The sequence below is a fragment of the Citrobacter sp. Cb023 genome, from assembly GCF_030336805.1.
Lineage (GTDB): Bacteria > Pseudomonadota > Gammaproteobacteria > Enterobacterales > Enterobacteriaceae > Citrobacter > Citrobacter braakii.
Window position 1 is genome coordinate 47,473 of the sequence record NZ_JAOWCV010000033.1, and the last position, 25,544, is coordinate 73,016.

The 25,544-nt window shown below is 54.9% G+C and carries 22 protein-coding genes and 1 pseudogene; 10 read left to right on the plus strand and 13 right to left on the minus strand.

The features are described from left to right. Window positions 1-11: 11 nt before the first annotated feature. From erpA to clcA, 3 genes and pseudogenes are all read right to left on the minus strand, one after another. Complete coding sequence (gene erpA, locus OGW44_RS08750; protein ID WP_003018581.1) at window positions 12-356, minus strand: iron-sulfur cluster insertion protein ErpA; 345 nt, start codon at window positions 354-356, stop codon at window positions 12-14. Next, window positions 349-414: pseudogene (yadW, locus tag OGW44_RS08755) on the minus strand (small protein YadW). Before yadW ends, erpA begins: the two are co-directional and overlap by 8 nt. 23 nt (window positions 415-437) lie before the next feature. Further along, window positions 438-1,859 (minus strand): H(+)/Cl(-) exchange transporter ClcA, encoded by a 1,422-nt coding sequence (clcA, locus tag OGW44_RS08760; RefSeq protein WP_019078400.1) that lies wholly within the window; start codon window positions 1,857-1,859, stop codon window positions 438-440. Window positions 1,860-2,027: 168 nt separating this feature from the next. Between clcA and hemL the strand changes: the two genes are divergently transcribed. Then, on the plus strand, window positions 2,028-3,308 hold the full coding sequence (gene hemL / locus OGW44_RS08765) for a glutamate-1-semialdehyde 2,1-aminomutase (RefSeq protein WP_185654727.1): 1,281 nt from the start codon (window positions 2,028-2,030) through the stop codon (window positions 3,306-3,308). A 100-nt stretch (window positions 3,309-3,408) separates the two neighbouring features. On the opposite strand, the gene fhuB is transcribed toward hemL, so the two are convergent. From fhuB to hrpB, 6 genes are all read right to left on the minus strand, one after another. Then, on the minus strand, window positions 3,409-5,391 hold the full coding sequence (fhuB, locus tag OGW44_RS08770) for a Fe(3+)-hydroxamate ABC transporter permease FhuB (protein ID WP_185654728.1): 1,983 nt from the start codon (window positions 5,389-5,391) through the stop codon (window positions 3,409-3,411). After that, a complete protein-coding gene (gene fhuD / locus OGW44_RS08775; protein WP_049042714.1) occupies window positions 5,388-6,278 on the minus strand; it encodes a Fe(3+)-hydroxamate ABC transporter substrate-binding protein FhuD in 891 nt (296 codons plus the stop codon). The genes fhuB and fhuD overlap by 4 nt, the downstream gene beginning before the upstream one ends. After that, window positions 6,278-7,075, minus strand: a complete 798-nt coding sequence (fhuC, locus tag OGW44_RS08780) for a Fe3+-hydroxamate ABC transporter ATP-binding protein FhuC (RefSeq protein ID WP_003845793.1) — start codon at window positions 7,073-7,075, stop codon at window positions 6,278-6,280. The genes fhuD and fhuC overlap by 1 nt, the downstream gene beginning before the upstream one ends. 47 nt (window positions 7,076-7,122) lie before the next feature. Further along, window positions 7,123-9,372 carry a ferrichrome porin FhuA gene (gene fhuA, locus OGW44_RS08785; protein WP_016151746.1) on the minus strand — a complete coding sequence of 750 codons (2,250 nt, stop codon included), beginning with the start codon at window positions 9,370-9,372 and terminating at the stop codon, window positions 7,123-7,125. Between the two features lie 232 nt (window positions 9,373-9,604). Next, entirely contained in the window at window positions 9,605-12,145 is a 2,541-nt protein-coding gene (mrcB, locus tag OGW44_RS08790; RefSeq protein ID WP_016151745.1) for a bifunctional glycosyl transferase/transpeptidase, read from the minus strand. Between the two features lie 135 nt (window positions 12,146-12,280). Continuing rightward, on the minus strand, window positions 12,281-14,710 hold the full coding sequence (gene hrpB, locus OGW44_RS08795) for an ATP-dependent helicase HrpB (RefSeq protein ID WP_185654729.1): 2,430 nt from the start codon (window positions 14,708-14,710) through the stop codon (window positions 12,281-12,283). A 73-nt stretch (window positions 14,711-14,783) separates the two neighbouring features. Here hrpB and thpR point away from each other — a divergent pair, with 73 nt between their 5' ends. From thpR to panD, 9 genes are all read left to right on the plus strand, one after another. Then, complete coding sequence (thpR, locus tag OGW44_RS08800; protein ID WP_016155716.1) at window positions 14,784-15,314, plus strand: RNA 2',3'-cyclic phosphodiesterase; 531 nt, start codon at window positions 14,784-14,786, stop codon at window positions 15,312-15,314. Window positions 15,315-15,329: 15 nt separating this feature from the next. After that, window positions 15,330-16,034 (plus strand): DNA/RNA nuclease SfsA, encoded by a 705-nt coding sequence (gene sfsA, locus OGW44_RS08805; RefSeq protein WP_016151742.1) that lies wholly within the window; start codon window positions 15,330-15,332, stop codon window positions 16,032-16,034. 177 nt (window positions 16,035-16,211) lie between these two features. Next, window positions 16,212-16,667, plus strand: a complete 456-nt coding sequence (gene dksA, locus OGW44_RS08810; RefSeq protein WP_003018625.1) for an RNA polymerase-binding protein DksA — start codon at window positions 16,212-16,214, stop codon at window positions 16,665-16,667. A gap of 70 nt (window positions 16,668-16,737) precedes the next feature. Continuing rightward, complete coding sequence (gene gluQRS / locus OGW44_RS08815; protein WP_185654730.1) at window positions 16,738-17,634, plus strand: tRNA glutamyl-Q(34) synthetase GluQRS; 897 nt, start codon at window positions 16,738-16,740, stop codon at window positions 17,632-17,634. 71 nt (window positions 17,635-17,705) lie between these two features. Continuing rightward, a complete protein-coding gene (pcnB, locus tag OGW44_RS08820; protein WP_203457720.1) occupies window positions 17,706-19,100 on the plus strand; it encodes a polynucleotide adenylyltransferase PcnB in 1,395 nt (464 codons plus the stop codon). Further along, on the plus strand, window positions 19,097-19,576 hold the full coding sequence (gene folK / locus OGW44_RS08825) for a 2-amino-4-hydroxy-6-hydroxymethyldihydropteridine diphosphokinase (protein WP_185654731.1): 480 nt from the start codon (window positions 19,097-19,099) through the stop codon (window positions 19,574-19,576). The genes pcnB and folK overlap by 4 nt, the downstream gene beginning before the upstream one ends. A gap of 120 nt (window positions 19,577-19,696) precedes the next feature. Next, the gene (gene panB, locus OGW44_RS08830) at window positions 19,697-20,488 is read left to right on the plus strand and encodes a 3-methyl-2-oxobutanoate hydroxymethyltransferase (protein ID WP_003829230.1); all 792 of its coding nucleotides are present in this window, start codon (window positions 19,697-19,699) and stop codon (window positions 20,486-20,488) included. A 125-nt stretch (window positions 20,489-20,613) separates the two neighbouring features. After that, complete coding sequence (gene panC / locus OGW44_RS08835) at window positions 20,614-21,468, plus strand: pantoate--beta-alanine ligase (protein ID WP_016151737.1); 855 nt, start codon at window positions 20,614-20,616, stop codon at window positions 21,466-21,468. 95 nt (window positions 21,469-21,563) lie between these two features. Then, on the plus strand, window positions 21,564-21,944 hold the full coding sequence (gene panD / locus OGW44_RS08840; protein ID WP_000621526.1) for an aspartate 1-decarboxylase: 381 nt from the start codon (window positions 21,564-21,566) through the stop codon (window positions 21,942-21,944). Between the two features lie 6 nt (window positions 21,945-21,950). On the opposite strand, the gene OGW44_RS08845 is transcribed toward panD, so the two are convergent. The 4 genes from OGW44_RS08845 to OGW44_RS08860 all read right to left on the minus strand — a co-directional run bounded on the left by OGW44_RS08845 (window position 21,951) and on the right by OGW44_RS08860 (window position 25,479). Continuing rightward, on the minus strand, window positions 21,951-23,180 hold the full coding sequence (locus OGW44_RS08845; protein ID WP_016151736.1) for a polysaccharide deacetylase family protein: 1,230 nt from the start codon (window positions 23,178-23,180) through the stop codon (window positions 21,951-21,953). A 61-nt stretch (window positions 23,181-23,241) separates the two neighbouring features. Further along, a complete protein-coding gene (locus OGW44_RS08850) occupies window positions 23,242-23,682 on the minus strand; it encodes a PTS sugar transporter subunit IIA (RefSeq protein ID WP_016151735.1) in 441 nt (146 codons plus the stop codon). 103 nt (window positions 23,683-23,785) lie between these two features. After that, a complete protein-coding gene (locus tag OGW44_RS08855) occupies window positions 23,786-24,556 on the minus strand; it encodes an ABC transporter permease (protein ID WP_003829467.1) in 771 nt (256 codons plus the stop codon). Beyond that, the gene (locus OGW44_RS08860; RefSeq protein WP_046275357.1) at window positions 24,553-25,479 is read right to left on the minus strand and encodes an ABC transporter ATP-binding protein; all 927 of its coding nucleotides are present in this window, start codon (window positions 25,477-25,479) and stop codon (window positions 24,553-24,555) included. The genes OGW44_RS08855 and OGW44_RS08860 overlap by 4 nt, the downstream gene beginning before the upstream one ends. Window positions 25,480-25,544: the final 65 nt, after the last annotated feature.

Below are 25,544 nucleotides of genomic sequence, written 5' to 3' on the forward strand. Positions count from 1 at the left end.
ACAGGCAGCAATCAGATGCTGAAAGAAGAACCACACCCGCAGGTGCTTTTCGCATTGGGGTTAGTCACAACGAAGCGGGAACCTTCCAGACCTTCGGTATAGTCAACCGCGCCGCCCACCAGATATTGCAGGCTCATCGGATCAACCACCAGACCCACACCTTGTTTCTCAATGGTCATATCACCATCGTTCACCTGATCATCAAAGGTGAAACCGTACTGGAAACCGCTGCAACCACCGCCGGTGATATACACGCGTAATTTCAGATTCGGGTTATCTTCGTCAGCGATCAGGCTTTTTACTTTATTGGCTGCTGCTTCAGTAAATTGCAGTGGCAGCGCTACGTCATCACTCATATTTTGCTCCAAACGACATTGGCAATTGGGCAAATTATAACCCAATGGTTAAGGCCATTATCTAATACCCTGGTATTTCGTTCAAGTATTCTCGCCAGCGGCGGTACTCTGGCTTTTTGCTGCCTGCTCCGCTTCCTGTTTTGCCAGCGTGCGGGCAAGGATAGTCGAGTATAGCGGCTTTCCACCCATGAATTGGGCTAATAGTGTTGCGCCAAGACAGGTAATAATCATTGGCAAAATGAGCTGATAGTTATCGGTCATCTCCAGCACCAGTACAATACCGGTTAGCGGTGCACGTACCGAAGCCGCCAGCAAAGCCCCCATTCCGGCAATGGCAAAGGTTCCGGCCTCCAGATGATACTGTGGAAAAGAGGCCGCCGCGGCCATACCGAACGCGGTGCCAAGTAACGTACCCAGCGCCAGCATCGGGGCAAAAATCCCACCGGGCGCGCCGGAAGAGAAGCACAGCAGCGTGGTGATCACCCGGGTAATAAATATAAACAGCAGTAAACCGACGCTAAAATTACCCGCCGCGGCGATAGGAATCAGGTTAAACCCGCCGCCTGCCGCTTCCGGTTTAATTAATCCCAGGATCCCGCACAGGCCACCAATCGCGCCACCCATCAGCACCCATTTTTTAATTTCACCGCCGTGGAAGCGCTGGAACATATCCTGGGTACGCAACACCATGGTGTTGAACAACGGCCCGACACAGCCAAAAATAAGCCCCAGCACAAGATACAGCCACAGCGTATTTACCGGCGCATTAGACAGCTTTCCGACTTCAATAATCGGTGCTTCACCGTTGAACACACGAAACACAATGCTCGACATAATAACGCCGGTAAACACGGCTTTGATCGAGACGAGGTTATAGCGAAACTGCGGGCGCATCTCTTCAATAATGAACAGGATCCCAGCCAGAGGCGCATTAAACGCCGCCGACAAACCCGCAGCCGCACCGGTGGCCAGCAGGGTATGTCGCGCTTCGGCGCTGCGCATGCGGAAAATATCCAGCACCATGCGCCCAATGTTCCCGCCTATCTGTACGGTCGGCCCTTCTCGCCCGAGCACCATACCGGCTCCCAGCGTGCCCATGCCGCCAATAAATTTCACCGGCAGAACGCGCCACCAGCGCACAGGTCGTAGCTCTTCCAGCGCGCCTTCAATCTCAGGGATCCCCGAGCCTCCCGCTTCCGGCGCAAATTTACGAACCAGAAAATAGCCGACCATCGCCAGCAATGCAGAGAGAATAAACGCCAGCGGCCAAAGCAGAATGGCATGGTCCGCAACCTGGGCCAGGGCGCCAATGCGCTGATTTTGCACCCAGGTCACCGCTTTCTCAAATGCCACGCCAACAAGCCCCGTCACGGTACCGACAACGGCGGCCATCAACAGGATCGCCAACGGCGTTTTGTCGCGTTCCAGGAGTCGACGGATTTGATCCCTGCGGCGTAAACGCACAATTTGTTGTGCTTCAAAAGAGGGAGAGTCAGTCTTCATCAGATGATCATTAATTGGTAATACAAATACGGAATCGGCATTCTACTCGCACATTTCACGAAAATCCCCTGCAAATCGCATTGTTTCAAATGCGTAAAACTTTCATAACCTTCTCTGAATAACTAGAATAGCGGGCATTTACTTTTTCTACGAACCAGGACCCCATCCATGAGTAAGTCTGAAAATCTCTACAGCGCAGCACGCGAACTTATCCCTGGCGGCGTTAACTCCCCCGTTCGCGCCTTTACTGGCGTGGGTGGTACTCCGCTGTTTATCGAAAAAGCGGACGGCGCGTATCTGTACGATGTCGATGGTAAAGCCTATGTCGATTACGTCGGTTCCTGGGGACCGATGGTACTGGGCCATAACCACCCGGCAATTCGCAATGCGGTGATTGAAGCCGCGGAGCGCGGTTTAAGCTTCGGCGCGCCGACCGAGATGGAAGTGAAAATGGCGGAGCTGGTCACTGAACTTGTGCCGACCATGGATATGGTGCGTATGGTGAACTCCGGTACGGAAGCGACGATGAGCGCAATCCGTCTGGCGCGCGGTTTCACCGGTCGCGATAAGATAATCAAATTTGAAGGTTGCTATCACGGTCATGCCGACTGCCTGCTGGTTAAAGCTGGTTCCGGCGCGTTAACGCTGGGTCAGCCAAACTCCCCGGGCGTTCCAGCCGATTTTGCGAAACACACCCTGACCTGCACCTACAACGATCTCTCTTCAGTTCGTGCGGCATTTGAACAGTATCCGCAGGAGATCGCCTGCATTATCGTTGAGCCGGTCGCAGGCAACATGAACTGCATCCCGCCGCTGCCAGAATTCCTGCCGGGCCTGCGTGCCCTGTGTGATGAGTTTGGCGCGCTGTTGATCATCGATGAAGTCATGACCGGTTTCCGCGTGGCGCTGGCCGGTGCGCAGGATTATTACGGCGTCGTTCCGGATCTGACCTGCCTTGGCAAAATCATCGGTGGCGGGATGCCCGTTGGCGCATTCGGCGGTCGCCGTGATGTGATGGACGCGCTGGCGCCAACCGGTCCGGTATATCAGGCGGGTACGCTTTCAGGTAACCCGATTGCGATGGCGGCAGGCTTTGCTTGTCTGAACGAAGTGGCCCAGCCGGGTATTCATGAAACGCTGAACGAACTGACGACGCGTCTGGCGGAAGGTCTGCTGGAAGCCGCCGCAGAAACGAATATTCCGCTGGTGGTTAACCATGTGGGCGGGATGTTCGGGATTTTCTTCACCGATGCAGAAACCGTGACCTGCTATCAGGATGTGATGGCATGCGACGTTGAACGCTTCAAGCGTTTCTTCCACATGGTGCTGGATGAAGGGATTTACCTGGCGCCGTCCGCCTTCGAAGCGGGCTTTATGTCCGTCGCGCACAGTGAAGACGATATCAATAACACCATCGACGCCGCGCGCCGGGTGTTTGCGAAATTGTAAAAGAGAACGTCCAGAAATAATGTAAGCCGGGTAAGGCGAAGCCGCCACCCGGCTTTTTTATTGCCGAATGGCGACTCAGCCTAAATGGAAGAGATTAACCTCAGCGACTCTGCTTACGTAGCAGATAGATAAAGTACGGCGCGCCAATAAACGTCGACAGTAATCCCGCCGGGATCTGATACGGAAACAGCACCATCCTGCCGCACCAGTCAGCAAAGACCAGCAGCACACCTCCCGCCAGCGCCGAAATCAGCATATGCGGCATCGCGCGACGAAAACCCATCATTCGGGCAATATGCGGAGCCATCAGCCCGACAAAACTCAACGGTCCAATGGTCATGGTTGCTGTCGCCGTTAGCCCCGCAGCCAACAGCAGTAACCCTACGCGTGACGGCGTGATCGCCATACCCACCGCACGCGCCGTATCGCCGCCGAGCGGTAAAATCGTCAGCCAACGACGACACAGCGGTGTCAGTGCCAGCAGGATAACCATCACAATCCCGGTGCGCAGTACCTGTTCGCCCGTCGCGTTATAGGTTGAGCCGGAGATCCAGGTCAGCACGCCCGCCATACGCGGATCGCCGCTGGCCTGCAGCATCATCAACAACATAGTAAACGCCGTACTGAGCGCCATCCCTGCCAGCAGCATACGGTGCGGCGAAAAACCACCGCGCCCGGCGGCAATCATAATGATAAGCAAGGTGACCGCAGCCCCGAGACTCCCTGCGGGCAGCAGCCAGCCAAATGCATTTCCGGGGACCAGAAACAGCATTAACACCACGCCAAATGCCGCGCCGGAGCTAATGCCCAGAACTTCCGGGCTCGCCATTGGGTTTCCGGTCAGACGCTGAATAATACAGCCCGCTACCGCCAGCATCACCCCGGCAATCAACGCCGCCAGAATACGTGGCCAGCGCCAGGGCATCAGTTCATCCAGCATCGCGCCGCTGGCCCATGTCCAGCCGTGCGCATCGCGGCCAAACGACAGCGCCACCACCAGAGTCAGCAGCAAAACCACCCCACCCGCCAGCGCAAACATCAGTACATTCTGACGCTCCGCGGCGATACGGTTGCTGGCATTCATATCCGGTGCGCTCATACTTCTAAGGCGCGGCAACAACCACAGCAGCAATGGCGCACCAATCAGCGCCGTCACCGAACCGGTGGAGACCTCCATCCATACGCGGGTCAGCCACAGAATGATTTGGTCAGAGAGCCAGAGGATCAACGCACCAATCAGCGGGGCCAGCATCAGACGCGCCAACAGACGCCGCGCGCCGAGCATTTTCGCCAGCAGCGGTGCAAAGAGGCCAATAAAGCCGATAATCCCAACCGCGTTAACCAGCAAGGCGCTGATGACAATCGCCAGCGATAAGGCCGCCAGGCGCGCCAGCGACAACGCCAGACCGAGGTTACGCGCCACGCCGTCATTCAGTCCCATCAGCGTCATTGGACGCAACAGCAGCAGAGTCAGCATCACGCCGCCCAGCAGTTGCGGCCACAGTCGCTGTACGCCGCTCCAGTCGGTTTGGGTTAGCGTGCCGCTGCTCCATAAAAACATGCTTTGCAGTTGATCGTGATGGAAGATAACCATCAACTGGTTAATCGCCCCGCAGTACAGGCTGACCACCAGTCCGGCAAGGATTAACGTCACCGGAGAAAGACGTTTACCCCAGGCGACGCCAAACACCAGCGCCCCAACGACACAAGCACCTGCCAGCGCAGCAAATTGCGTGGTGAGCGCACCGGGAATAGCCCACAGCGTCGTGACGGTAATGCCCAACTGCGCACCGGTCGCAACGCCTAGCGTGGTTGGCTCCGCCAGTGGGTTACGCAGCACCTGCTGAAACAATACGCCGACCAGTCCCAGCCCGGCACCGACCAACAGCGAAATCGCCAGCCTCGGCAGCAGGCTGTAGTGGAAAACCATCTGTTTAATGGCATCGATATCCGGTGACCAGATAGCCTGTTGCCACTGGTTGCGCGGTAGCGCAACGGAGAAGTTAACCCATGTGAGCCAACAGGCGGCAACAAACAGAACCGTCAGCAGGAGAATGGGGAACAGCGCGATACGTTTACTCACGCTTTGCCTCCCAGCGCATTATCCAGAATGCGGGCAAAATGCATGGCTGATAGCGTTGCGCCATAGAACCAGACGGCCGGCACGCGCTGAAAACGTCCACTGCGAACAAAGGGCATCGCCTGCCACAACGGCGTAGACATCAGTGCAGCCATCTCTTTATCGTTGCCGTGATCAAAGCACAATACATCGACATCCTGAAAAGCAGCCAGACGGTCAATACTCACGGCAGTGCTGCCCCAAAAGTTTGTCTCTCCCTGCCAGGCGTTGGGGATCCCATATTCGTCCAGCACGTCCTGAAACAGGCTGTTTGGGCCAAACACCAGCATATGCCGCGAATCAAGCAGAGAGGTGAGAAGCACAGGGCGCGCGCCGCGTTGAATGAAGCGCGGCTTCAGGCTGGCAATAAAACGATCGTACTCAGTCAGATGGCGTTCAGCAGAGTCCTGCAGATTGAACAATTGCGCCATTTCCTGCAGCGATTGTCGCGCAACGACCAGAGGTTTTTTACCGTCGCTGAAGTTAAATCCCCGACCAGGTGCAATACGCGCCAGCTTTTCCGGGGAAGGACCATAGCCTGCCGACCAGAGCAGAAACGAGGGTTTCATTTCGGTCAGCAGTTCGAGATTGGGTTCCGTGCGTAGCCCGACATCAATCACCGAGTCCGGTAGAGGTGGCTCACTGACCCACAGCTTGTAGTTAGGGATATCCGCAATGCCATACGGCGTAATACCCAGCGCCAGCAACAGCTCTACCGGCAGCCATTCCAGCGCCACAATACGCTGCGGATCAATCGCCGCGGCGGACGCCGTATTCATCCGCCACAGCAGCGGCGAGAGCGCCATCGCCGTAAGCAGACGCCGACGGGTAATATGATGTAATTCAATCATTAATAGACAAAACTCACGGGTGCGGCACCGGCCGGATGCGGCAAAATGCCCATCGGGATACCGTAAATCTGTTCCAGAGTTTCACTGCGCATCAGTTCAGCAGGCGTTCCTTGCGCAATCATTTCACCACCGCGCAGCGCAACTAAGTAATCGCAGTAGCGGGCCGCCATGTTGATATCATGCAGCACCGCAATCACCGTTAGCCCACGCTGCTGGCTTAAGCGATGCACCAGCGCCAGCACGTCAACCTGATGAGCGATATCCAGCGCGGAAGTCGGCTCATCAAGCAGCAGACAGCGGCTGTCCTGCGCCACCAGCATGGCAATCCACGCACGCTGGCGTTCTCCGCCGGACAGGCTATCCACCAGGCGGTGCGCCAGCGGTTTTAAGCCGACCAACGAAATAGCTTCTTCTACTTTCTCTCTGTCGGCAACGCCAAAACGTCCCAGCGCCCCGTGCCACGGATAGCGGCCAATCGCCACCAGTTCACGCACCGTCATCCCTTCGGCCTGCGGCAACTGCTGCGGCAGATAGGCGACCTTGCGGGCAAACGCTTTACTGCTCCAGTTCTCCAGCGGCTGTTCGTCGAGCAGGATTTCACCTTCCGACGGCGGCTGATGACGTCCCAGCATTTTCAATAACGTCGATTTTCCGGACCCGTTGTGACCGATAAGGCCGGTCACTTTCCCTACCGGAAAAGTTAATGAGAGAGGATGCAAAAGCGTGCGGCCAGGCACACGAAAGGAGACATTACGCAACGCGAAAGTGGTGTCGGGATGGGATCTGTTTTCCTGCATAGCAGCCAACTTGTAAAACGGGCACGCAAAGCGTGCCCAAAAAGAAATTAGAAACGGAAGGTTGCGGTTGCAACGACCTGACGTTCTGCGCCCCAGAAGCAGCCATAGGTATTGAAGCAGCTGGCGACGTACTCACGGTCAAACAGGTTGTTCACATGCAGCGCCACGTTGGAACCCGCCATGCCGACGCGCGCCAGATCGTAACGTACTAACGCATCCACCAGCGTATAGCTTCCCACTTTGAAGGAGTTTGCCGGATCGCCATAGCTGGAGCCAGTATAACGAACACCCGTACCCAACGTCAGCCCGGAAAGCGCGCCGTCATAAAGGGTGTAATCCCCCCACAGTGATGCCATATGTTTTGGCACCTGAGCAGGCGTGTTACCTTTGTAGTTGGTGTCAGTGGTGTATTCCGCATCGGTATAGGTATAAGAACCGACCACGTTAACGCTGGCTGACAGCGCCGCTTTCGCTTCAATTTCCACACCACGTGAGCGAATTTCACCGCCTTCAACTGACCAGAATGATCCGTTCGGGTCGGCCATCAGGTTGTTGGTTTTGGTCAACTGGTAAACAGCACCGGTGATCACGATCGGACGATCGCTCGGCACATACTTCACGCCCGCTTCGTACTGCTTACCTTTAGATGGAGTAAAGATATTACCGCTTTCCCCGACCTGAGAACTAGGTTCAAACGATTCGCTGTAGCTGAAATACGGAGTCACACCGTTGTCGAACAGGTAGTTAACACCGCCACGCCAGGTGAACTGTCTGTCATCACGGGAATCCAGCACGCCAGAAACGCGGTTCAGTGAGTCCTGCTTAGCCCAGTCGTAACGACCGCCCAGAGTGACCAGCACCTTATCCCACTGCATCTGATCCTGAGCGTACAGGCCCGTTTGTTCCTGTTTATTCAGAACTCGGTAGGCAGCGCCCGGTCCAGTATGTGCCCCAAAATCAAAGTCGCTGCGATCAAGGTTATAAATATCTGAAGGCGCTACCGAACCAGCCCAACCAAACCAGGAGTTGATATCGTTACGCATCCGCATATAGTCAACGCCGGTCAGCAATGTGTGATCCACGGAACCGGTAGCGAATTTGCTCTGCAACTGGGTATCAACAGCGAAGTTCTGCAATTTCTCATTATCGTCAACATACTGACGAGTCAGCGTGTGAGCCCACTCGGACTGAGGAACGCTGGCGCAAGGACTGTTAGCCGGATCCTTTGTATAGAGCGGATCAGAGCACATACCGTAGCCATACACGCTGTTCTGCGAAACCTTGTTTTGCGCGTAACGCAGGTTCTGACGCACGGTAAAGGTGTCGTTAAATTCGTGGTCGAAGCTGTAGCCCACCATCTTCTCGTTACGAGAGTAGGTATTGTTGTTCGCACCTTCGTTGAAATCGGTAGGCAGACGCTTGCCGTTCGGCAGCTCAGTCACCGTCCCCTCTTTCGGCAACCAGCCGTAATAGCCAGTTTCCGGCTCGTTCTGGAAGTAGGAGAGGAAGGTAAAGTTCGTTTTATCATCCGGACGCCATGTGAACGATGGCGCGATGGCGTAGCGTTGTTCTTCCGCGCCCTGCTGCTGCGCATTCGCGGAACGCGCCAAGCCGGTCAGGCGGTATGAGTACACACCATCGTCATCCAGCGCATCGCTGAAGTCAAAACCGGTCTGGAACAGGCTGTCAGTGCCCATCTTGAACTGAATTTCTTTTAACGGCTCTGTGGTCGGGCGTTTGCTGACCATGTTCAACAAGCCGCCAGGGTTACTCTTTCCGTAAAGAACGGAAACCGGACCGCGCATCACTTCAGCGCGTTCCAGCATATACGGGTCGATTACCGCATCGTTGTAGAAGTTACCCTGCATCTTCAGGCCATTCAGATAGTTATTCTGACTTTGGCCGTCGGCGGCAAATCCGCGAATAATCAGGTAGTCATAGGTGTTAGACGCGCCGCGGGTGCCTACGGCTACGCCAGGCGTATAGCTGAGCGCCTCTTTAACTGATTTCGGCTGATGCAACGCCATCTCTTCGGCGGTGACCACTGAAATAGACTGAGGAACTTTTTGAATCGGGGTGTCGGTTTTGGTCGCCGTAGCAGACTGTCGTGCGGCGATGGTTGCCGCTGGCCCCCATGCGCTTTCTTGTGCGGCAGGTGCAGCAGTTACGGTGATGGTTTCTTCTTTCGGGTCAACCGCCGCCTGTGCATAGACAGACATGCCGCTAACCGCTGTGGCTACCACTACTGCGATTTTACGCAGCGATGAACTTGGCTGAGCAGTTTTAAGACGCGCCATTGGTATTTCTCTGATGAAAGTGAATGATAACGTAAACGAGAATTATTATTATAACGGCAGCATAATATTCGAAACTCTGGCGAGATAGCAAGCAATACGCGTCCCTACTAAAACTGAGGGGTTAAGAAATAACCAGATGAAAAGAAAGGGTTAATAAATTAGGCTGGAATGTTATTCGGCCCTGAGAATGGACCAAAGAAGAAAAACCCGCCGAAGCGGGTTTTGAGCAATATCAGTTACTGCCGAACATATCCTTTATCCAGCCAGCGACACCGTCGCTATCTTTCTTTTCCTGCTGCGCCGGTTGTTGCTGCTGCTGTTGAGGCTGCTGCTGCGGCGTTGACTGATCAAACGGATTCCCGGTCGGCTGTTGCATCATTTCACCCTGCTGACACAGCGAATCAGGATCGGTAGTCCATACCGGAAGCGTACGCATCCCCCCGCTACAAACGAAGTTACCGTCGTAGTCCACGCCCATATCCACCACATCTTCCGGCGGCGTCAGCACCAGCGGTGTTGGCGTCTGGTTGGCAAGATAACGCTGATAAATCGACATCGCACCGCTGGCACCGTACAGCTTGGTTGGCTGGTTGTTATCACGGCCCACCCAGGTGATGGTTACCTGGCTGCCGTCGATCCCGGCAAACCAGGTATCCACGTTGTTGTTAGTGGTCCCGGTTTTCCCTGCCAGATGAAGCCCAGGATATTTCGCGCCAAGCTGACGCCCCGTACCACGCTGAACCACCTGCTGCATGGTCCACAGCGTCATATACGCCGCCTGCGCCGGAACGGCACGCTCGGCCTGCGGGAAGCTCTGATACAGCACCGTACCATCTTCGGCAATCACCGAACGCAGCGCCGACAGCGGCGCACGGTTCCCGCCGCTGGCGATAGTCTGGAACGCCTGCGCCACTTCGATCGGCGTCAGGTTCAACGCCCCCAGCAGCATGGCTGGAACCGGGTTAAGCTGATCTTTCGGCGCGCCCAGCTTCAGCCAGGTATCGGTTACGGCAGGCAGGCCCAGCGCCATCCCCAGATTTACCGTTGGCACGTTCATTGAGCGCGTTAACGCATCTACCAGCATCACTTTTCCGCTTTCGCTATAGCGACGGTCATCGTTCTGCGGCGACCACACCTGGCCGTTAGGCTGACGCAGCGCAATCGGGGCATCGGCAATCCAGGTATTCAGACGATACAGCTTCGGCTGGCTGAGCGCGGTCAGATAGGTCGCTGGTTTAGCCAAAGAACCAATCGAACGACGTGCCTGCATCGCACGGTTATAACCAGCGAACTGCGGTTCTGCCCCCCCGACCATGGCACGCACTTCGCCGCTGAAGCGGTCGACCACCACAATCGCGGTCTCCAGATCGCTCAGCTTACGTTGTTTCTTCAGCACCGGAATACCTTCCACCGCCGCTTTTTCTGCAGCATCCTGCGCCACGGAATCAAAGGTGGTGAAAATCTTCACGCCGGAGAGGTCTTTAACTTTATCGCCCAGCTTCGCCTGTAGCTCCTGGCGCACCATCTGCATAAAGGCGGGCTGCGGTGAGATCACCCCACCACGCGGCTGTACGCCTAACGGACGCGCGCTCAGCATGTCATACAGATCCTGGTCGATAATCTGCTGCTGTTGTAGCAAACGCAGCACCAGGTTACGACGCTCCAGTGCCAGCTTCGGGTTACGCCACGGATTATAGATTGACGCCCCTTTAACCATCCCTACCAGCAGCGCCTGCTGGTCGAGGCTCAGCTCTTCCACCGGACGGCCAAAGTAGTAGAGGCTCGCCAGCGGGAAGCCGCGGATCTCATTGTCACCGCTTTGACCGAGATAGACTTCGTTCATGTACAGCTCAAGAATGCGGTCTTTGCTGTAACGCGCATCCATGATCAGCGCCATATAGGCTTCGTTGGCTTTACGCCAATAGGAACGTTCGCTGGACAGGAACAGGTTTTTCACCAGTTGCTGGGTCAGCGTACTGGCCCCTTGTACCGTGCGCCCCGCCGTCAGGTTCGCCAGCACCGCACGGCCAATGGAATAGAGGCTGATACCGTCATGCTCATAGAAGTGACGATCTTCGGTCGCCAGCAGCGTGTCCACCAGCAGATCCGGGAATCCACTGCGCGGGACAAACAGGCGCTGCTCACCGTTAGGCGAAGAGAGCATGGTAATCAGTCGCGGATCGAGACGGAAGAAACCAAACTGGCGGTTGTTATCCATATTCTCGATGGTATCCAGATGGTCGCCATCAAAGGTCAGACGCGCGCGCACCTGCCCTTCTTTACTGTCCGGAAAATCAAACGGACGACGGATCATCTCGATGCTTTTCGCCTGCACGGTGAATTCGCCAGGGCGCGTCATCTTCGTCACCTGACGATACTGCGTAGCCTCCAGCAGTTTCACCATCTCGTTCTTGCCGATCGGCATTTCTGGCTCAAGGTTAACCATACGGCCATATACTGCCGCAGGAAGCTGCCAGACTTTACCATCTATACGGCTGCGGATTTTTTGGTCCAGATAAACGCCGTAAATGGCGATCAGCACCAAAAAAACAATCGACAGTTTTACCAGCAGCCAGAACCAGCCGCGTTTACCACGAGGCTTACGCCCTTTGCCTTTACCCTTACGCGGCATCGGTTCTTCATCCTCATAGTCATCATCATCATAATCGTCGTCATACTCTTCATCTCTGAGTTGACGACGGCTCACCTTTTGTTTCACCGGACGCGAGGGTTTCCCTTTACGTCCAATTGGCTCGCGGTCATTCCCCGCCATGCTTTTTCTCCGCAACATTCAGGCGCAAAGGCCCGATTCTCTGTTCTTCCGTCAGTTAACAGAAGAAGAAATCTCTCAATTTACTGCCGTGTTTATACCGGATGACGGCTTCGCTTTATCCGGCCTACAGTTTCATTACGAATACTTCTTTGTTCGCCGCGTTGGCGCGGTATTCGCCGGATCGTCCGGCCAGACATGTTTGGGATAGCGCCCTTTCATCTCTTTTTGCACCTCACGGTACGATCCCTGCCAGAACGCGCTCAAATCGCTCGTTACCTGCAACGGTCGTTGGGCCGGAGACAGCAGTTCCAGCACCAGCGGCACGCGCCCCTCGGCGATGGTTGGGGTCTTCGCTTCACCAAACATTTCCTGCATCCGAACCGCCAATACCGGAGGGTTATCCTCATGATAGCGAATGGCAATCCGGCTTCCCGTCGGCACAGTGTAATGCGCTGGCAGTTCACTATCCAGACGTTGCAGCATTGACCAATCCAGCAAACCGCGCAACGCCTGACCCACATTTAGCGCTTTTAACGCGCGTAACGAGTGCACACCGCTCATGTGCGGCAGCAGCCAGCTCTCCAGCGTCGCCAGCAGAGAATCCTCATCTACCGCGGGCCAGTTATACTCTGGCAACCAGTTTGCCGCACATTGCAGACGCAGGCGAAATTGCTCGGCTTCCGGCGTCCAGTTGAGCACACTTAGCCCTTTATCGCGAATGCCGTTCAACATCGCCAGATGCAACTCCTCTTCCGAGGGTTTGGCCAGCGCCTGTACTTTTACCGTTAGCTGGCCAATGCGCGACCGACGCAATGCTTTTAACGTTCCCTGAGTTTCATCCCATTCGATGGTGTCAGATTGTTGTAGCAGTTCAGGGCATGCCTGTATCAGCGCTTCGATATCCAGCGGCAGAGCCAGCAGAATACGCGCATCCGGCGAAGCGCTGCCCTGCAGTAACAGCGGCGCAATCAGCCATTCATGGCGTCCGGAGGCGTCATCGGCATCCAGCATTGCCCCCATGCCATTCGCCAGTTGATAGCGCCCTTCCTGCCCGCGCCGACGCGCGATCCGATCGGCAAACGCCTGCGCCAGTAATGAGGGGAGCAGCGCGCTGTCCGGCTGTCCGCTGCGAACGTTAAGCCGTTTCAGCAATTGTTGGCTGCGCTGCTGCCAGGCGGGCTGATTTCGTGAAAACGCTACAGCCAGATCGGTACTGCCACCGCGCGGCGGCTCTTCCAGAATCGCAGCCAGTTTTGCCGCCGTTGCCACTTCATTGTCATTGTTGGCGCTAACCAGCATAGCCGCTAAACGGGGGTCGTTACCCAACGTCGCCATTTTCTGCCCCCTGGCGCTGAGCCTGTCACCCTCAAGCGCCCCCAGCATCTGCAGCAGCCGCTTTGCCGCCTGCAGGTTGATGGCGGGCGGTGTATCCAGCCAGTTCAGTTGCTCAGGGTCGGTGCATCCCCATTGCAGTAACTCCATCAGCAGTCCGGACAGGTCGCTCTGTAAAATCTCCGGTTCTCCCTGTACCGCCGCTCTTTCCGCCTGCTCTTTGGCAAGCAAATGTAGGCAGATACCAGGTTCCAGACGGCCCGCGCGTCCCGCTCGCTGGGTCATCGAGGCCTGGCTTATGCGTTGGGTAATCAGTCGCGTTAAACCGGTACGCGCATCATAGCGCGCCACGCGCTCCTGGGCGCAGTCCACCACCAACCGGATGCCTTCGATCGTTAAGCTGGTTTCGGCAATATTGGTCGCCAGCACCACTTTGCGCTTGCCTTGCGGCGCGGGAAAAATCGCCTGACGCTGCTCGGCAAGCATCAGCGCGCCGTACAGTGGGCACAACAACACATCGCTGCCCACACGCGTTGCCAGTTGCTCCTGCACGCGCTGGATTTCCCCTACACCCGGTAAAAACAGCAGCAGCGACCCACTTTCATGGCGCAGGAGTTCTGCCGTCGCTACCGCTACCGCTTCAGCAAAACGCAGATGCGCCGCCAACGGCTGATATCGTCGATCAACGGGAAAAGCGCGGCCTTCAGAAACGATCGTCGGCGCATCAGGCAACATCTGCTGCAAACGCCCGTTGTCCAAAGTGGCAGACATGATCAACAGTTTCAGATCGTCACGCAGCCCTTGCTGCACATCCAGCAACAGCGCCAGCGCCAGGTCGGCCTGCAAACTCCGCTCGTGAAATTCGTCGAGGATGATCAGCCCAACGCCCGTCAATTCGGGGTCGCGCTGGATCATGCGCGTCAGAACCCCCTCCGTCACCACCTCAAGGCGGGTCTGCGGCCCTACGCAGCTTTGCGCACGCATGCGATACCCCACGGTCTCGCCAGGCTTTTCATTCAGCAATTCCGCCAACCGCTGCGCCACATTGCGTGCTGCCAGACGCCGCGGCTCCAGCAAAATAATCCGTCCCTTGATACCGCGATGTTCAAGGAGTCGCAACGGCAGCCAGGTTGATTTCCCGGCACCGGTCGGCGCCGTCAGCAAAACCTGCGACGAGGCATCAAGGGCGGTAAGTAGTTCAGGCACTACGGCGGCAACGGGCAACGACGTCACAAATGACTCCAGAGGGTTAACATTCTTCGCGCTGCATTGTAGCATCGCGTTAATTCATAACCGAGTATCCATCATGTCTGAGCCAAAAAGGCTGTTCTTTGCGATTGAATTGCCTGGCGAGGTTCGGGAGCAGTTAATCCACTGGCGGGCCGCGCAGTTCCCCCCTGAAGCGGGTCGTCCCGTCGCCGCCGATAATCTGCATCTGACGCTCGCCTTTTTGGGCGACGTCAGCGCTGAGAAGCAGCATGCGTTAACGCAGCTTGCAGGGCGTATTCGCCAGCCGGGTTTTACGCTCAAACTCGACGATGCCGGGCAATGGCTGCGCTCGCGAGTCGTGTGGTTGGGAATGCGTCAGCCGCCGCGCGGGCTGCTGCAGTTGGCGAACATGTTGCGGGCACAAGCCGCACGCAGTGGCTGCCACCAGAGCCCGCAGCCGTTTCACCCGCATATCACGCTGCTGCGTGACGCCGGACACGCGGTATCTATCCCTCCGCCAGGGTTTGGCTGGTCGTTTCCGGTAACGGAGTTTGGGCTTTATTCCTCCTCATTCATGCGAGGACGCACGCGTTACACGCAGTTGCAACGCTGGACGCTGACTGAATAATCAAAGGAACTGTTCATGCAATTTTCTCCACCTTTACAACCTGCAACGCTCATTCAGCGCTATAAGCGTTTTTTAGCGGATGTGATCACACCAGATGGCACAACGTTAACGCTACACTGCCCCAATACGGGAGCCATGACCGGCTGCGCAACGCCGGGAGATACTGTCTGGTATTCGACATCAGAAAATACCAAACGAAAATATCCACATACCTGGGAATTAACGCAAACCCAATCCGGTGCACTTATTTGTGTTAACACGCTGTGGGCCAATAGATTAACGAAAGAGGCTATTCAGCGTTCGTTAATTTCGGAAGTTTCAGACTACAGCACCTTGAAAAGTGAAGTAAAATACGGCGCCGAAGGGAGCCGCATCGACTTTTTGTTACAGGCGGATTCCCGACCTGACTGCTATATTGAAGTGAAATCAGTCACGTTGGCGGAAAAAGATCAGGGTTATTTTCCCGATGCCATCACTGAACGAGGTCAGAAACATCTTCGGGAATTGATGAGCGTAGCGGCCGAAGGCAAGCGCGCGGTGATATTTTTCGCGGTGTTGCATTCAGCCATTACACGGTTTTCACCCGCGCGCCATATCGATGCAAAATATGCGCAATTATTAGTTGAAGCACAGCTTAAGGGGGTAGAAATTCTGGTTTATAAAGCGGAACTTTCTGCCCATGGTATGACTCTTAAAGAGCCGTTGCCCATTACCTTGTAATGGTGTAAATATTCGGTTAATTAGTATTCTGGGCGCGTGGGCAAATACGCTTTTCCTCACAGGGTTGTCAAGTGTTACGTTTAGATAATTGCTATCCGGAAAAGCATCTGCTATTTATAGCGACCTGATTTTTCCCCCGAACATGGGGATCGATAGTGCGTGTTAAGGAGAAGCAACATGCAAGAAGGGCAAAACCGTAAAACATCGTCCCTGAGTATTCTCGCCATCGCTGGGGTGGAGCCGTACCAGGAGAAACCGGGCGAAGAGTATATGAACGAAGCCCAGCTGTCGCACTTCAGGCGTATTCTTGAGGCATGGCGTAATCAACTTAGGGATGAAGTTGATCGCACCGTATCTCATATGCAAGACGAAGCGGCTAACTTCCCTGATCCGGTGGACCGCGCCGCACAGGAAGAAGAATTCAGCCTTGAGCTGCGTAACCGTGATCGTGAGCGCAAACTGATCAAAAAGATCGAGAAGACGCTGAAGAAAGTAGAAGACGAAGATTTCGGCTACTGCGAATCATGCGGCGTAGAAATTGGTATTCGCCGTCTGGAAGCGCGTCCGACAGCCGATCTGTGCATCGACTGTAAAACGCTGGCAGAAATCCGCGAAAAACAAATGGCAGGTTAATTCCGGTCATTTTTACCACGTTTACTACAGGCGGGAGCTTCTCCCGCCTTATTATTTGTTAGCCCGCAAAATGAGCGATTCACATTATATTGGCCGCTTCGCCCCTTCCCCCTCTGGCGAACTCCATTTTGGTTCACTGATTGCCGCCCTCGGGAGTTACCTGCAGGCCCGTGCTCGTCGCGGAATCTGGCGGGTACGCATTGAAGATATTGACCCCCCTCGTGAAGTTCCCGGTGCTGCAGACACGATTCTGCGTCAGCTGGAACATTACGGACTGCACTGGGATGGCGATATTTTATGGCAATCCCAGCGTCATGACGCCTACCGCGAGGCGCTGGCCTGGCTGCATCAGCAGGATCTGAGCTATTACTGCACCTGTACGCGCGCGCGTATTCAAAGCGTCGGCGGTATTTACGACGGTTATTGCCGTGAGCTACGCCACGGGCCTGAACAGGCGGCGGTCCGCATTAAGCAACGCCATCCGGTGATGCAGTTTACGGACCAACTGCGCGGTGTGATTCAGGCTGATCCGCGGCTTGCAAAGGAAGATTTTATTATTCACCGTCGCGACGGGCTGTTTGCCTATAACCTCGCGGTGGTGGTAGACGACCACTTCCAGGGCGTGACGGAAATTGTGCGCGGTGCCGATCTTATCGAACCGACGGTACGGCAAATTTCGTTGTATCAACAGTTCGGCTGGCAAGCGCCGGACTATATTCATCTGCCGCTGGCGCTCAACGAACAAGGCGCTAAACTTTCAAAACAAAATCATGCACCTGCACTGCCGCAAGGCGATCCACGCCCGGTGATTGTTGCTGCGCTGCGCTTTCTCGGCCAGCACTCCGATATCCCGTGGCAGGAGATGCGCGTGGATCAGATTCTCACGTTTGCCATTGAAAACTGGAGTCTGACAGCGGTGCCAGAATCGGCGATCGTAAATCCGCCATTCTCAAATGCATCATGCTGAGCTATGATTAGCCGCTATTTTTACACAGCAACACTTGTTCTGATTGAAGTTTGACACTACCGAGGTGCACTATTTTTACCCGAGTCGCTAATTTTTGCCGCAAGGTGCTAAGCCGCGAGGAGCGCGAGGCCGAGCTCGCCGTCGCCCGTCCACATATGACGGTAATCCCGCGTGAGCAGCACTCTATCTCCCGCAAAGATATCAGTGAAAATGCCCTGAAGGTAATGTACAGGCTCAATAAGGCCGGATACGAGGCATGGCTGGTTGGCGGAGGCGTACGCGATCTTTTGCTGGGCAAAAAGCCGAAAGATTTTGATGTCACGACTAACGCCACGCCAGATCAGGTGCGAAAACTGTTTCGTAACTGTCGTCTGGTTGGTCGCCGTTTCCGTCTGGCCCATGTCATGTTTGGCCCGGAAATTATCGAAGTGGCAACTTTCCGTGGTCATCATGAAGGCAGCGAGTCCGATCGCACAACCTCACAGCGCGGACAAAACGGTATGCTGCTGCGCGACAACATCTTCGGCTCCATCGAAGAAGATGCCCAGCGTCGCGACTTCACGATTAACAGCCTGTATTACAGCGTGGCCGATTTCACCGTGCGTGATTACGTTGGTGGCATGCAGGATCTCGAAGAGGGCATCGTTCGCCTGATCGGTAATCCGGAAACGCGCTACCGCGAAGACCCTGTACGTATGCTGCGGGCCGTGCGCTTTGCCGCCAAGCTCGACATGCGTATCAGCCCGGAAACCGCTGAGCCAATCCCGCGTCTGGCAACACTGCTTAACGATATTCCCCCCGCACGCCTGTTTGAAGAAGCACTCAAACTGTTACAGGCGGGCTATGGGTATGAAACCTATAAAAAACTGCGTGAGTACAGCCTGTTCCAGCCGCTGTTCCCCACCATTACGCGCTATTTCACCGAAGACGGTGACAGCCCAATGGAACGCATCATCGCTCAGGTGCTGAAGAATACCGATAACCGCATCCACAATGATATGCGCGTTAACCCGGCGTTCTTGTTCGCCGCCATGTTCTGGTATCCGTTACTGGAAGCTGCGCAGAAAATTGCCCAGGAAAGCGGTCTGGCTTACTACGATGCCTTCGCACTGGCGATGAACGACGTATTGGATGAAGCCTGCCGCTCGCTGGCGATCCCGAAACGTCTGACCTCGCTGACCCGTGATATCTGGCAGTTGCAGCTACGCATGTCTCGTCGCCAGGGCAAACGCGCCTGGAAGCTGATGGAGCATCCGAAGTTCCGCGCAGCTTACGATCTGCTGGCCCTGCGTGCCGAAGTGGAAAACAACGCTGAGCTGCAGCGTCTGGCGCAGTGGTGGGGAGAATTCCAGGTTTCAGCACCGCCGGAACAAAAAGGCATGCTCAACGAACTCGACGAAGAACCAGAACGCCGTCGTCATCGTCGCCCGCGTAAACGCGCCCCGCGCCGTGAAGGTTCCGCGTGACCATCGCCTATATCGCTCTCGGCAGTAATCTGGCCTCTCCTCTGGAGCAGGTTAATGCTGCCGTAAAAGCGATTGGCGACATTCCCGACAGCCGTATCGTCACTGTTTCCTCCTTTTACCGCACACCGCCATTAGGCCCACAGGATCAGCCAGATTACCTGAACGCTGCCGTGGCGCTGGAAACCACTCTCGCTCCCGAAGAATTGCTTAATCATACCCAACGCATTGAGCTGCAACAGGGACGCGTACGTAAAGCCGAACGCTGGGGGCCGCGCACTCTGGACCTCGATATTATGCTGTTTGGCGATGAAGTGATTAACACCGAACGTCTGACCGTGCCGCACTACGACATGAAAAACCGTGGTTTTATGCTGTGGCCGCTCGCTGAAATCGCACCTGAGCTTATCTTCCCGGAGGGTATCAGCCTGCATCAGCACCTCACCCATCTTGGTGCCGCAAAACCTGCACACTGGTAAAGTATCCCCTCCCCTTCAGCGTTTACTACTTTAGTGCCAAACGGTTGCTTAAAACAATTGCCCCCCTGAATGTGACTGTTAGAATGCCGATAAATATGACTTTCATCATCAGGAAATGTTATGAAACCCACCACCATTTCACTGCTGCAGAAATGCAAGCAAGAGAAAAAACGCTTCGCGACCATTACCGCCTACGACTACAGCTTCGCTAAGTTATTTGCCGACGAAGGCATTAATGTGATGCTGGTTGGCGACTCACTGGGCATGACGATTCAGGGGCATGACTCCACCCTACCGGTCACCGTTGAAGATATTGCTTACCACACTCGTGCCGTACGTCGTGGCGCTCCCAACTGTCTGCTGCTCTCCGACCTGCCATTTATGGCTTACGCCACGCCGGAACAAGCATTTGAAAACGCCGCTGTGGTGATGCGGGCGGGCGCTAATATGGTCAAAATTGAAGGCGGCGCCTGGCTGGTGGATACGGTAAAAATGCTCACCGAACGCGCCGTACCGGTTTGCGGTCATCTGGGATTAACACCGCAGTCGGTGAATATTTTCGGCGGCTATAAAATTCAGGGCCGCGGCGACGCCGGGCAGGTATTGCTGGATGACGCGCTGGCCTTAGAAGCCGCTGGCGCTCAGTTGCTGGTGCTGGAGTGCGTGCCGGTTGAGCTGGCGAAGCGCGTCACCGAAGCGCTGTCGATTCCGGTTATCGGAATCGGCGCTGGTAACGTCACCGATGGACAAATCCTCGTCATGCACGATGCCTTTGGTATTACCGGTGGCCACATCCCGAAATTTGCGAAGAATTTCCTCAATGAAGCAGGCGACATGCGCGCCGCAGTGCGGCAGTATATGGCTGAAGTGGAGTCCGGCGTTTATCCGGGCGAAGAACACAGTTTCCACTAATTTTTCAGGCCATATATCGGCCTGAAAAGCGTAGCGCCATCAGGCGGTTCGCTGCATGTTGCCGGATGGCGGCGTAAACGCCTTATCCGGCCTACGGTTCCTCAGGCAACTCAAGGAGTCTTGTCGTGTTAATCATTGAAACCCTGCCGCTGCTGCGCCAGCATATTCGTCGTCTGCGTCAGGAAGGCAAACGCGTCGCTCTGGTTCCCACCATGGGCAACCTGCACGACGGCCATATGAAGCTGGTCGATGAGGCAAAAGCGCGGGCTGATGTGGTGATCGTCAGCATTTTCGTCAACCCGATGCAGTTTGACCGACCGGACGATCTGGTGCGCTATCCACGCACGCTGCAGGAAGATTGTGAAAAGCTGAACAAGCGTAAAGTCGATTATGTTTTTGCGCCAGCCGTTGAGGAAATCTACCCGCAGGGTCTGGAAGGCCAGACTTTCGTTGAAGTTCCCGGTCTCTCCACCATGCTGGAAGGCGCCAGCCGTCCAGGCCATTTCCGTGGCGTTTCCACTATCGTCAGCAAGCTGTTTAACCTGATCCAGCCAGATATCGCCTGCTTTGGCGAGAAAGATTTCCAGCAGCTCGCGCTGATCCGCAAAATGGTGGCGGATCTGGGTTATGACATTGAGATCGTTGGCGTGCCGATTATTCGCGCCAAAGACGGTCTGGCGCTTAGCTCACGTAACGGCTATCTGACCGCAGAGCAGCGAAAAATTGCGCCGGGTCTGCACAAAGTGATGAACGGCATCGCTGAAAAGCTGCTTGCCGGCCATCGTGACCAGGAAGAGATTATTGCCATTGCCGAGCAGGAACTGAATGAAAAAGGCTTCCGTGCCGACGATATTCAGATTCGTGATGCCGACACGCTGCTGGAGCTGACGGAAACCAGTAAACGCGCGGTGATTCTGGCCGCCGCCTGGCTGGGTCAGGCACGTCTGATCGATAATCAAAGCGTTACATTAGCCCAGTAGACAGGGGTTAAAAATCAGGCAATACTGCCTGAGAATTTCTCAAAGCAGGCCAGTAGTGCCTGCTTAGCCAAGGTAAACGACAGGGTATAGAAGTTATGATTCGCACCATGCTGCAAGGCAAGCTCCACCGCGTAAAAGTCACGCAGGCGGACCTGCACTACGAAGGCTCCTGCGCCATCGACCAGGATTTCCTCGATGCCTCTGGTATTCTGGAAAACGAAGCTATTGATATCTGGAACGTGACCAACGGTAAACGTTTCTCAACCTATGCGATTGCGGCTGAACGCGGCTCCAGAATCATCTCGGTGAACGGCGCAGCGGCACACTGTGCTGAAGTCGGCGACATTGTGATTATCGCCAGCTTCGTCACCATGTCTGATGAAGAAGCCCGCACCTGGCGTCCGAAAGTGGCCTATTTTGAAGGCGACAACGAAATGAAGCGCACCGCGAAAGCCATTCCGGTACAGGTTGCCTGACAGCCCTTACCCCTGCGGCTGATTACTTATCAGCCGCGACATCGTCTCCAGCGAATCCGTTCTTAAAATATAAAGTCTTTTCAATAAGAACGGATTATCCCCCGGTTTAACCTTCCCTCTCACCGTGGTGACCGCCATGTGGAATCCCGCGTCGCCTGCCGCTTTTACTGCGGTGGCGTTATAGCCGCCAAACGGGTAAGAAAGATAAAGAACGTGAGGGTTAAACTGAGACAACGCCCGACGCGAACGGGCAAAATCAAACAGAATATTGTGATAGCTGCGACTCAGCAGGATTGGCCGGTGATTCGCATCAACCCGATGTAAAAAATGGGTATGCGACTGGAAGTCGAACACGTCCCTGATCTCATTCAGTTCCGCGATGCTCATAAACTGCAGTGATTTCGGATCCCACTTCTGCGGGTGGCGCTTGATACGTGAGGAGATAATAAACGCCGTTGCCTTCATGCCGTGCTGCTTCAGAATCGGGTAAGCATAACGACTCACCGACTTCAGACCATCATCAAAAGTCAGCACCACCGCCCGCGCCGGGAGATTCATATTGTTGCGAACATAGCCTTCCAGTTGGTACATCGTCAACGTGGTGTAGCCGCGGTCCTGTAGCCAGGCCATCTGGTTGCTGAAGGCGCGTACGGAGGTTGTCGTGGAGGTGTGGCGAAAACGGGTATTCTCTTCATCGCGCAGAATATGGTGATAGGTTAACACCGGGATACCGTTGTCTTCCTGCGCATCCAGAGCGCTGATATAGGCCAGTCTGCCGCCAATACGGATCTGGTACCAGGTTTGGTTGAGACGGTCTTTAAGCTTGCTGATAACCGGATAACGCAGATTATCCGCCAGCACGCCAAACGGGGCGCTACCAACATCCGGAGCGTTATAAACCGGCGTATCTTTCCAGGTGATCAGGCTTTGGTTGCTGAGGGGTTTATTGAGATCGCCCAGACCATCGTCGACTTTCTGCCGCCCCTGCACAGGCTCCAGATGCCCTTTATCAATAAACCCGGTACCAAAACCAAAGGTAAATTCGTAATAGTCTGCCGCAATTGGCTCAACGGCGAGGATCTGCCCGGCGCGAATATTTCCTACCGTCACCATCTTGTTGCCAATCTGCGCCCACACGGCGGCTGCTTCGGTGGTTTGCATGTAGCGAGCAGGCAAAGCCGCAGCTATGCTGCCAGAAAACAGGAGCAATAAAACAAGCAGAACGCGCATCACCATATGAGATAACCGAGGCGAGAAACCCCGGCTATTGTAGCAAAAGCGCCATCAATACCAATGATTAATACTCATACAAATCATGCTTCAACACGAAGGGGGGATTTTTCTGTTGTTGATGCCAGAGGCTTGAGACTTCGGGCCCGCCAAGCGCAACGATGCTATCACGAAACGCAGAACTGCTCATCGATTCCCGCGACGAAAGCATTCGCTCAAGCAATGGATAACTGATACCTGAAATCACTTCACACTGGGGATGTTTATGGCTCATTAACGAAGCCACGCGGTAAGGCGCGGCCCCGGCCATATCCGTCAGGAATATCACACCCTCGCCAGAGTCTGTAGCATGCAGGGCATGGCACATCATGCGGCTTAGCATATTCGAGCTAAGCCCACGCCAAAAACTCACCGCCTGGCATTGAACCAACGGGCCGTACTTTTTCTCCAGACGATGCAGCATATCCTGTGCCTTATCATCATGACAGGTAATTACCCAACCTAGCATTGCCTACCTCCTTAGCAGGCAAGTAGTTTATCAGGGTGATAAATCCGTAATGGTGATAAGCATCAAAAGTCTTCCTCTCCCGGGCAAGGAGAGGAAGAAAGACTTAGCTGCGCAGGCCGCGTCCGCGCTGAATCAGGTACCAGCACAGCAAATAAAACGCCGCGATAAACACCACCAGCACGCCAAAGGTCGTGACCAGCGGAACATCGTGGATCCCCAGGAAGCCGTAACGGAAACCGCTAATCATGTAGACAATCGGGTTCAGATGCGACAGTCCCTGCCAGAACGGCGGCAGCAACGTTAACGAATAGAAAACGCCACCCAGATAGGTCAGCGGAGTCAGCACGAAGGTTGGGATCAGGCTGATATCGTCAAAGGTTTTAGCGAAAACCGCGTTCAACAGACCGGCCAGCGAAAACAGCACCGCTGTTAACACCAGCGTAAGCGCCACAAAGACCCAGGAATGCACCTGGAACGGCACAAAGAACAGCGAAATCGCTGTTACCAGGATCCCTACGCACAGGCCACGCGCCACGCCGCCGCCAACAAAGCCGGCGATGATCACGTGCGTCGGTACCGGAGCGACCAGTAACTCTTCAATGTTGCGTTGAAACTTGGCGCTGAAGAATGACGATGCCACGTTAGCGTACGAGTTGGTAATTACCGCCATCATAATCAGCCCTGGCACGATAAACTGCATGTAGCTAAAACCATGCATTTCGCCGATACGCGAGCCGATCAGGTTACCAAAGATAATAAAATAGAGCGTCATAGTAATGACGGGAGGAACCAGAGTCTGGACCCAGATACGCATAAAGCGGTGGATCTCTTTCGCCCAGATGCTTTTCAGCGCAACCCAATAAAGCTGCATCATGCGCGATCTCCTTGTTTTTCATGCACCAGAGAAACAAACAGTTCTTCCAGTCGGTTCGCTTTGTTTCGCATACTCAATACCTGAATGCCCTGGGCGCTCAGCTGTGAGAACACGCTGTTGACCCCCTGTTCACGCAGGACTTCCACTTCCAGCGTGGAGGTATCCACCAGCCGGTATTGATAGCCCTCCAGTTTTGGCAGCGGGCTTTTCGGCGCCAGATCGAGAATAAAGGTCTCGGATTTCAGCTTAGAGAGCAGGCTCTTCATCGAGGTGTTTTCCACCAGCTCGCCATGCTGAATAATGCCGATGTTGCGACACAGCATTTCCGCTTCTTCGAGATAGTGAGTGGTCAGAATAATCGTGGTGCCTTTGTCGTTTAAATCCTTTAAAAAACCCCACATTGAACGACGCAGCTCAATGTCGACCCCCGCCGTCGGTTCATCAAGGATGAGTAATTTAGGCTCGTGCATTAGTGCGCGGGCAATCATCAGACGGCGTTTCATCCCGCCGGAGAGCATGCGTGCGCGCTCGTTACGTTTTTCCCATAAATCGAGCTGCTTTAAATATAGTTCGCTGCGTTTGACCGCCTCTTTATACTCAACGCCGTAATAACCCGCCTGGTTGACTACGATCTGCTGCACGGTTTCAAACGGGTTAAAGTTAAACTCCTGCGGTACCAGACCAAGCTGGCGTTTCGCATTAACGGTATCTTTTTCAAGATCGTATCCGAAGACGCTCACCCGCCCAGAGGTTTTATTCACCAGCGAGCTGATTATCCCGATGGTGGTGGACTTGCCTGCGCCATTCGGTCCCAAAAGCGCATAAAAATCCCCCGCTTCGACTTGCAAATCTATTCCGCGTAACGCCTGAACGCCACCGGGATAGGTTTTTTTAAGTTGTTGAAGTTCCAGAGCAATGGTCATGGTTTTTTACTTACCTTACATTCTAATGCTTGATATTTGGTTTTAATAAATCAGGAGTTAACCTA